At 71.7% G+C, this 8,049-nt stretch carries 10 protein-coding genes; 5 read left to right on the top strand and 5 right to left on the bottom strand.

Annotated elements, in window-relative coordinates; all coding sequences use genetic code 11:
• Nucleotides 1-279 precede the first annotated feature (279 nt).
• Nucleotides 280-1,041 (top strand): dimethylargininase, encoded by a 762-nt coding sequence (gene ddaH / locus DBR36_RS00280; protein ID WP_108317047.1) that lies wholly within the window; start codon nucleotides 280-282, stop codon nucleotides 1,039-1,041.
• A 199-nt stretch (nucleotides 1,042-1,240) separates the two neighbouring features.
• Here the strand turns inward: ddaH and dapD are convergent, their stop codons facing one another.
• On the bottom strand, nucleotides 1,241-2,161 hold the full coding sequence (dapD, locus tag DBR36_RS00275) for a 2,3,4,5-tetrahydropyridine-2,6-dicarboxylate N-succinyltransferase (RefSeq protein WP_108317046.1): 921 nt from the start codon (nucleotides 2,159-2,161) through the stop codon (nucleotides 1,241-1,243).
• Nucleotides 2,162-2,204: 43 nt separating this feature from the next.
• Here dapD and dapE point away from each other — a divergent pair, with 43 nt between their 5' ends.
• The 3 genes from dapE to DBR36_RS00260 all read left to right on the top strand — a co-directional run bounded on the left by dapE (nucleotide 2,205) and on the right by DBR36_RS00260 (nucleotide 4,768).
• A complete protein-coding gene (gene dapE, locus DBR36_RS00270) occupies nucleotides 2,205-3,281 on the top strand; it encodes a succinyl-diaminopimelate desuccinylase (RefSeq protein WP_108317045.1) in 1,077 nt (358 codons plus the stop codon).
• Nucleotides 3,278-4,501, top strand: a complete 1,224-nt coding sequence (locus DBR36_RS00265; protein WP_108317044.1) for a hypothetical protein — start codon at nucleotides 3,278-3,280, stop codon at nucleotides 4,499-4,501. Before dapE ends, DBR36_RS00265 begins: the two co-directional genes overlap by 4 nt.
• Nucleotides 4,502-4,594: 93 nt before the next feature.
• Complete coding sequence (locus tag DBR36_RS00260) at nucleotides 4,595-4,768, top strand: DUF3117 domain-containing protein (protein ID WP_076490128.1); 174 nt, start codon at nucleotides 4,595-4,597, stop codon at nucleotides 4,766-4,768.
• An 80-nt stretch (nucleotides 4,769-4,848) separates the two neighbouring features.
• Here the strand turns inward: DBR36_RS00260 and DBR36_RS00255 are convergent, their stop codons facing one another.
• Entirely contained in the window at nucleotides 4,849-5,487 is a 639-nt protein-coding gene (locus tag DBR36_RS00255; protein WP_108317043.1) for an O-methyltransferase, read from the bottom strand.
• Between the two features lie 72 nt (nucleotides 5,488-5,559).
• Between DBR36_RS00255 and DBR36_RS00250 the strand changes: the two genes are divergently transcribed.
• Nucleotides 5,560-5,931, top strand: a complete 372-nt coding sequence (locus DBR36_RS00250) for a Sec-independent protein translocase TatB (protein WP_108317042.1) — start codon at nucleotides 5,560-5,562, stop codon at nucleotides 5,929-5,931.
• A gap of 97 nt (nucleotides 5,932-6,028) precedes the next feature.
• Here the strand turns inward: DBR36_RS00250 and DBR36_RS00245 are convergent, their stop codons facing one another.
• The 3 genes from DBR36_RS00245 to DBR36_RS00235 all read right to left on the bottom strand — a co-directional run.
• The gene (locus DBR36_RS00245) at nucleotides 6,029-7,177 is read right to left on the bottom strand and encodes an Mrp/NBP35 family ATP-binding protein (RefSeq protein WP_108317041.1); all 1,149 of its coding nucleotides are present in this window, start codon (nucleotides 7,175-7,177) and stop codon (nucleotides 6,029-6,031) included.
• Nucleotides 7,174-7,719, bottom strand: a complete 546-nt coding sequence (locus tag DBR36_RS00240; protein ID WP_108317040.1) for a DUF1003 domain-containing protein — start codon at nucleotides 7,717-7,719, stop codon at nucleotides 7,174-7,176. Before DBR36_RS00240 ends, DBR36_RS00245 begins: the two co-directional genes overlap by 4 nt.
• Nucleotides 7,719-8,049: CBS domain-containing protein (locus DBR36_RS00235; RefSeq protein WP_146185134.1), on the bottom strand; the 331-nt coding region annotated here is incomplete at its 5' end. The genes DBR36_RS00235 and DBR36_RS00240, both read right to left, overlap by 1 nt.

Raw genomic sequence — 8,049 nt, 5'->3', positions numbered from 1 at the left:
GGTGTGCTCGTCCCATTTTTGGTCGGTCGGGAGGCTGCCGAACTGCGATATGTGGGACATACCCCGTCAGAAGTGGGACATGGCGTCGGTGGCGTGGCTGGTGAGCCCGGCGCTAGGACCTCGTCCCACTTTTAGTCGGTTGGGAGGCTTCCGAACCGCGATATATGGGACATACCCCGCCAGAAGTGGGACATGCGCGCCCGTAAGTGGGACGAGGGGAGGGGGAGCCGCGCGAACGCCGATCCGCGGCGCTCGCGCGAGACCCACTAAGGTCGGGGCATGCCGCGCCTGCTGGTCCGCCGCCCCTCGCCCCTGCTCGCCGAGGGCGAGCTCACACACCTCGACCGGGTGCCGGTCGACGCCGATCTGGCTGTCGCGCAGTGGCGCGCGTACGTCGACGCCTTCCGTTCGCGCGGGTGGGATGTCATCGAGATCGAGTCGGCCGACGCGCAGCCCGACGGGGTCTTCGTCGAGGATGCCGTGGTCATCTTCGGCGACCTGGCTGTGATCTGCCGCGCGGGCGCCGAGTCGCGTCGCGGCGAGGCCGAGACGGTGCGCGTCGGGGTGGTGGCATCCGGAATCGAGACCGCCGAGATCACCGCGCCCGGGACGCTCGACGGCGGCGACGTGCTCAAGGTCGGCGACACCGTCTATGTGGGCGCGTCGTCGCGGACGAACGCGGAGGGCATCGCGCAGCTGCGAACGCTGCTCGAGCCGCGCGGGTGGGTCGTGCGCGAGATCCCCGTCAGCAAGGTGCTGCACCTCAAGTCGGGGGTGACGGCGCTCCCGGACGGCACGGTGATCGGGTTCGAGCCGCTCGTCGACGATCCCGCGCTCTTCCCGGCGTTCGCGGGCGTTCCCGAGGAGCACGGCACCGCGGTGGTGGTGCTCGACGACAGCACCGTGCTGATGTCGGCGGACGCTCCCGAGACGGCCCGGTCGCACCGCGCGCGGGGACTCGAGGTCGTCACGGTGGACATCAGCGAGTTCGAGAAGCTCGAGGGGTGCGTCACCTGTCTGTCGGTGCGCGTGCGTGACTGACGGGGCGGCCTGGTCGCCGTCGAGGCGCCGATAAACGCCGTCCGTGCCGAGAAACGCCGCGGCAACGCGTTTCTGGACACGATCGGCGTTTATCGGTGACTTCCCGCCGGCGCAGCACCCCGCGGGCGCAGCACCCGGCGGGCGCAGCACCCCGCGAGCGCGGGACCCCGTGGGCGGCTTCAGCCGGGCCGCCGCGCGCTCAGGCGTGCAGGGCGTCGTTCAGCGTCACGCCGACGCCGGCGCGCGCCGAGGCCTCGACCGCACCCGTGAGGGAGTTGCGGCGGAACAGGATGCCGTCGCGACCCGACAGTTCGCCGGCCTTGACCGTCTCGTCTCCGACGCGGACCTTCGTGCCCGCCGTGACGTAGAGTCCGGCCTCGACGACGCAGTCGTCGCCCAGCGAGATGCCGATGCCGGCGTTCGCACCGAGCAGGGTCCGCGCGCCGATCGAGACGCGGTGGGTACCGCCGCCTGACAGCGTGCCCATGATCGAGGCGCCTCCGCCGATGTCGGTGCCGTCGCCGATCACGACGCCCTGCGAGACGCGGCCCTCGATCATCGACGAGCCGAGGGTTCCGGCGTTGAAGTTGACGAAGCCCTCGTGCATCACGGTCGTGCCGGGGGAGAGGTGCGCGCCCAGACGGACCCGCGACGCGTCGGCGATGCGCACCCCGGCGGGCAGGACGTAGTCGGTCAGGCGCGGGAACTTGTCGAGCCCCTGGAGCTGGATGCCGTGGGCCCGCAGCCGCGGGAGCAGGCGGGCCGCATCGTCGGGGTGCATCGGCCCGGCGGTGGTCCACGCCACGTTGGGCAGGTGGCCGAAGATGCCGTCGAGGTTGATCTCGTTCGGACGCACGAGCAGGTGCGACAGCGCGTGCAGGCGCAGGTAGGCGTCGACGGTCGAGGTCGGGGCGGCATCCGCGTCGATCTGCAGCGACACGGTCTCGACGACGACGCCGCGGCGGTCGTCGGGGCCCGCGGACGCGGACAGCTCCGTTTCGAGAGAGGAGAGGTCGTCGGCGGCGCCGAGCCGTGGGTTCGGGAACCACGCGTCGAGCACCGTTCCCCCGGTGGTCCGCGTCGAGAGGCCGGCAGCGCTGATCAGTCGTTCGTCACTCACGAGCCCAGGCTACCGGCGCGACCGCGTGTGAAATGATCGGGGCATGTCCGGGCTCGACCTCACGTCCTCTTCCGTCGCCCTCACGCGGGCCATCTGCGACATCCACAGCGTGTCGGGAGACGAGACTCCTCTCGCGGATGCCATCGAAGCCGCCGTCTCGGCCTACCCCCACCTCGAGGTGACCCGCGACGGCGACACGATCGTCGCCCGGACCACCCTCGGCCGCGCGCGCCGTGTCGTGATCGCCGGGCACATCGACACGGTGCCCATCAACCGCAACCTCCCGGTGGAAGACCGCGAGATCGACGGCGAGGCGTTCCTGTGGGGGCGCGGCACCGTCGACATGAAGGCGGGCGTCGCGGTGCAGCTCAAGCTCGCGGCCGAGCTCAGCGCGCCCCCGGTCGACATCACCTGGATGTGGTACGACCACGAAGAGGTCGACTCGTCGCTGAACGGCCTCGGCCGACTCGCGCGAAACCGCCCCGACCTGTTCGAGGGCGCCTTCGCGATCCTGGGCGAGCCGAGCAACGGCGAGGTCGAGGGGGGCTGCAACGGCACCCTCCGCGCGGTCGTGCGCACCACCGGCGTCCGCGCGCACAGCGCTCGCTCCTGGATCGGCGAGAACGCCATCCACAAGGCCGCACCCATCCTCGCCCGCCTGGCCGAGTACCGCGCGCGCGAGATCGAGGTCGAGGGGCTCGTCTACCGCGAGGGCCTCAACGCCGTGTCGATCACGGGCGGGGTCGCGGGCAACGTCATCCCCGACGCGTGCGCCGTCGAGGTCAACTACCGCTTCGCGCCCAGCCGCGACGCCGAGGCCGCCGCGCGCGTCGTGCGCGACGTCTTCACCGGTTTCGAGGTCGAGATCGTGGACATCGCCGAGGGTGCCCGTCCCGGACTCGACGCCGAACTCGCGACACAGTTCGTGGATGCCGTCGGCGCCACCCCGAAGCCCAAGTACGGCTGGACGGACGTGGCGCGGTTCTCGGCCCTCGGCATCCCGGCCGTCAACTACGGTCCCGGCGACCCGCACCTCGCGCACCACGACGAGGAGCGGGTCCCCGTCGCGCAGATCGTGGCGGTCGAGGACGGTCTGCGCGCCTGGCTGAGCGGGTCGTGACCACCGGGGTCTCGGCATCCGCGCCGGTCCGGGTGTGGTCGCGCCTGCCCGTGGCCGCGCGCATCGCGCTCATCTACGTCGCGGCGCGCCTGGTCACCACCGGGTTCTTCCTCGCCGCCGCGGCCCTGTCGACGCCGGCCTCGCGCTACGGCGTCTCTCCGTCTCTCGCCGACCTCTCGATCGGGTGGGACGCGCAGTGGTACTGGCTGGTCGCGGTGTCGGGCTACCCGACCGAGCTGCCCCTCGCGGCGGGCGGGCACATCGCCGAGAACGCCTGGGCCTTCATGCCGCTGTACTCATGGCTGTCGGGTGCCGTGGGGGCGCTCATGGGGTCGTGGGGCGCCGGCGCGGTGACCGTCTCGCTGCTGTCGGGCTATGGCGCGTGCGTCGTGCTGCACGCCCTGCTGCGCGAGCGCATCGGTGCGTCGGCGGCGATGTGGGCGGTCGTCCTGTTCGCGTGCGGTCCGCTGGCGGCGCTGTTCCAGGTCGGCTACGCGGAGTCGCTGTTCCTGCTGCTGCTGTTCCTGGCTCTGCGCTGCGTCCAGCTGCGGCGGTGGGGCTGGCTCTACGCGCTCGTGCCGGCGATGGGGTTCACCCGACCCGGCATCCTGGCCTTCGCGCTGTTCCTCGGGCTGTACGGCATCCATCGGTTCCTCCGTCGACGCCGCGAACCGCTGCCGTCGCGCGAGGTGGTGCACCTCGTCGCGCTGGGTGCGCTGGCCACGATCGTCGGGTTCTCGTGGCAGGTGATCGCGGCCGCGGTCACCGGTGATCCGGGGGCGTACCTGGCGACCGAGCTCGCCTGGCGCCGCAACTGGACGGGGAACAGCGAGGGCGGATTCCTGCCCGGTGACGGGTGGGTGCAGGCCGCCGGCTTCTGGTTCACGCAGTGGGGTCTCGGCGTCTGGGCCGGGTACGCCTTCCTCGTCGTGCTGATCGTCGGTGCGGCGTGCGTGCTGCTGTTCGTGCCGCAGGTGAAGAAGCTCGGCGTCGAGTTCCGGCTGTGGTCGGCGAGCTACCTGATCTATCTGCTGCTGGTGTTCTTCCCGCAGTCGAGCGTGTTCCGCCTGCTCGTGCCCGTATCTCCGCTGTGGGGGGCGCTGGCCCTCCCGCGCTCGCGCGCGTGGCGCATCGGCATCCTGGCCCTGTCGCTGCTGGGCCAGTGGTGGTGGATCTACAACATGTACGGACTGGGCAACGCCTATTGGCAGATCCCTTGAGACGGCCGATGACCGCGTCGGGGCGCCCCGATACGGGGTGCCCGCGACGACCGACTAAACTAGTTCACGACCAATCACGAAAAGGGGGCCGCGATGGCAGCCATGAAGCCGCGTACCGGTGACGGACCGATGGAGGCCGTGAAGGAGGGCCGGTTGATCATCGTGCGGGTTCCGCTCGAGGGTGGCGGGCGACTCGTCGTCTCTGTCAACGACGCCGAGGCGAAAGAACTCTACGACGTGCTCGGAGGGGTCGTCGGCGCTGCCTGACGATCTTCGCGCGCACGGAAGCCGGTCCTTCGGGACCGGCTTTCGTCGTTCCCGGGGCGTTGCGCGCCGGGCGCTTCGGGTCAGCCCTGGGCGGGACGGGTGGTCAGCTGCAGCAGGCCCTCGCCGGTCGTTGACAGGGCGCCGATCACCGCGGGGGACGCCTGCACCTCTTGGATGAGCGACCGGTAGGCGGTGGTGATGGCGTCGCGACGCACTGGGTCGGCGACGGCGCCGCCGGACAGGACGCGGGGGATGAGCACCGTGCCGCCCGCGCGCACCAGACGCAGCCCGTGCTCGACGTACTCGATGACGCCCTCGGGGTCGGCGTCGATGAAGACGATGTCGTACGAGGCCTCGTTCATGCGGGGCAGCACGTCGGCGGCGCGGCCGGTGATGAAGCGGGCCCGCGCCGCGGGGACGCGCGCGTCGGCGAAGGCCTGACGGGCGGCGCCGAGGTGCTCGGGCTCGCTGTCGATCGTGGTGATCGTCGCGCGCGGTGATCCGTGCAGCAGCCACAGGCCCGAGACGCCTCCGCCGGTGCCGACCTCGACGATGTTGAGCGCGCGCGACGCGGCCGAGATCACCGCGGCCTGGGCGCCCACCGCGGGGCTGATGGGGGCCGCGCCGAGCTCGAGCGCGTGCGCCCGGGCGCGAGCGATGTGCTCGGGCTCGACCGTCGTCTCTTGCACGAACCGCTCGTTCGCCTCATGACCGCTCACGTGGACCTCCACCCCTCAGGCTAGACGGCCCGGCGGTGCGAACCCCCGAGGCGCGGCCGGTAATCTGGACCCATGTTCTTCGGCCTCACGATCGAGAAGCTGATGCTGATCGGCGTGATCGCCGCTGTGCTCATCGGCCCCGAGCGTCTTCCGCGGTACGCCGAGGCGCTGGCGAAGTTCACCAAGCGCGCGAAAGAAACGCTGCAGGGTGCGCGCACCCGCATGCGCGACGAGATGGGTCCCGAGTTCGACGACGTCGACTGGAAGAAACTCGACCCCCGCCAGTACGACCCGCGCCGCATCATCCGCGAGGCTCTTCTCGACGACACCCCCACGGCCACGATGCGCGCCGCCGGTGCCGCGGCCCTCGCCGCGCGCGAGAAGCCGGCCACCACGCCGTTCGTGGCGGGGGAGCGCCCGCCGTTCGACGACGAAGCCACCTGATCCGACCGGGGTCCGACGGTCTCGGCCACCGGGTGCGGGGCCGCGACCTGACCGGGCTCGGACAGTCTCGGCCACCGGGGGCGGAGCCCCGCGGGCCTCAGACGCTCAGGCGCAACGGTCTGCCCGCCAGACCCCGCGGGCGCACCGCGAGAGCCGCGGCGGCGGCATCGATCGCGCGGGCGGCCGGGTCGTCGGGCTGCGACAGCACCACGGGCTTCCCGTCGTCCCCTCCCGTGCGCAGCGCCGGGCTGAGCGGAACGGATGCCAGCAGCGGCACCGCCGCGTCGGCGCTCGACAGGGCGTGCGCGACCTCGTCGCCGCCTCCCGCGCCGAACAGGTCGAGCACCGTTCCGTCGGGAAGGGTCATGGCGGCCATGTTCTCGATCACGCCGATCGGTCGCTGACCCGTCTGCCGTGCGACCAGGCCCGATCGCACCGCCACCTCGGCGGCCGCGGCCTGCGGGGTCGTCACGACGAGGACGTCGGCGTGGGGGAGCAGCTGCCCCACCGAGATCGCGACATCGCCGGTTCCCGGCGGCATGTCGAGCAGCAGCACGTCGAGATCGCCGAAGAAGACGTCGGTGAGGAACTGCTGCACGGTGCGGTGCAGCATGGGTCCTCGCCAGGCGACCGCGCCCGCGGCATCCTCTCCGGGACGGCGCAGGAACATGCCGATCGAGATCACCTTCACGCCATACGCGACCGGCGGAAGGATCAGGTCGTCCAGACGCGTCGGGGCCGGGGGCAGGCCGTCGGCGTCGACCAGGCCCAGCAGGCCCGGGATCGAGAAGCCGTGGACGTCGGCGTCGATGAGCCCGACGCGCAGGCCCCGGGTGGCCAGGGCGACCGCGAGGTTCGCGGTGACGGTGGACTTTCCCACCCCGCCCTTTCCGCTGGTCACGGCGATGACGCGCGTGAGCGAATCGGGTCCGAACGGCATCTCGCGCTTCGCCCGACCACCGCGCAGCTTGTCGGTGAGGGCCTTGCGCTCGTCGGGCGACATGACGCCGACCCGCACCTCGACCGCGTCGATCCCGTCGACCGAGGCCGCGGCATCCCGGACCTCTCTTTCGATGCGGTCCGCGGCGGGGCACCCGACGATTGTCAGGGCGATGCCCACGTCGGCGACACCGTCCGCGACGGTGATCTCGCGCAGCATGTCGAGGTCGCCGAGGGGCCGGCGCAGTTCGGGATCGGTGACGGCCGCGACCGCGTCGCGGACGCGATCGGCGAGCGCCGCGGTCACGGGGTGGCTCGCGGAGCGGTCGAGCGAGCGGCGGTGTCGGGCTGGTCGTCCAGGCGTTCGAGCAGCGCCTTGAGCTCGGTGCGTAGCGTGTCCTTGGTGATGACCTCGTCGGTCAGGTCGCGCACGGCCATGCGCAGGGCCACGATCTCGCGGGCGAGGTACTCGGTGTCGGCGAGGTTGCGCTCCGCGCGCTGGCGGTCCTGCTCGATCTGCACGCGGTCGCGGTCGTCCTGCCGGTTCTGTGCGAGCAGGATCAGCGGGGCCGCGTACGAGGCCTGCAGCGAGAGCACGAGCGTCAGGGCGGTGAAGCCGATGTCGGCCGAATCGAAGCGCAGCTCGTCGGGCATGAGCGAGTTCCACCCCATCCACACCACGCAGAACAGCGTCAGCGACAGCAGGAACGTGGGCGTGCCCATCGCGCGTGCCACCCACTCGGTGAAGCGCCCGAAGCGGTCGCGCGAGGGCTGGGGGGTGCGGGGGGCGAGCACACCGGTGCGCCCGCGGGGCGCATCGAGGGCCGGCTGCTTGTTGTTGCGTGCCATCAGCGCCTCCTCGGAGTCTGCGGGATCTGGGGGATGCTCTGCGTCGCGAGCGGTCTGACCGATGTCGGCGGTCTCGGATCGTCGCTGTCGTGCGTGCGCCAGTCATCGGGCAGCAGGTAGTCGAGCACGTCATCGACGCTGACGCAGCCGACGAGGCGATGGGCCTGATCGACGACGGGCAGCGAGACGAGGTTGTAGCTGGCCAGCAGGCGCGCGACCTCGGCAGCCGTGGCGTCGGAGGGGACGGGCTCGAGCGTGTCGTCGATGATGGCGCCCAGTCGCTCGTGCGGCGGGTAGCGCAGCATCCGCTGGAAGTGCACGGTGCCCAGC

This window comes from Microbacterium sp. HMWF026, assembly GCF_003061325.1.
GTDB lineage: Bacteria > Actinomycetota > Actinomycetes > Actinomycetales > Microbacteriaceae > Microbacterium > Microbacterium testaceum_E.
The sequence above is the reverse complement of the archived record's forward strand: the minus strand, read 5'-3'. Positions and strand labels throughout refer to the sequence as shown.

What these genes read in the sequence shown, in the direction of transcription:
- ddaH (WP_108317047.1), top strand. Translation starts at nt 280, where the DNA reads ATGCCGCGCCTGCTGGTCCGCCGCCCCTCGCCCCTGCTCGCCGAGGGC.
- dapE (WP_108317045.1), top strand. Translation starts at nt 2,205, where the DNA reads ATGTCCGGGCTCGACCTCACGTCCTCTTCCGTCGCCCTCACGCGGGCC.
- DBR36_RS00260 (WP_076490128.1), top strand. Translation starts at nt 4,595, where the DNA reads ATGGCAGCCATGAAGCCGCGTACCGGTGACGGACCGATGGAGGCCGTG.
- DBR36_RS00250 (WP_108317042.1), top strand. Translation starts at nt 5,560, where the DNA reads ATGTTCTTCGGCCTCACGATCGAGAAGCTGATGCTGATCGGCGTGATC.
- DBR36_RS00240 (WP_108317040.1), bottom strand. Translation starts at nt 7,719, where the DNA reads ATGGCACGCAACAACAAGCAGCCGGCCCTCGATGCGCCCCGCGGGCGC.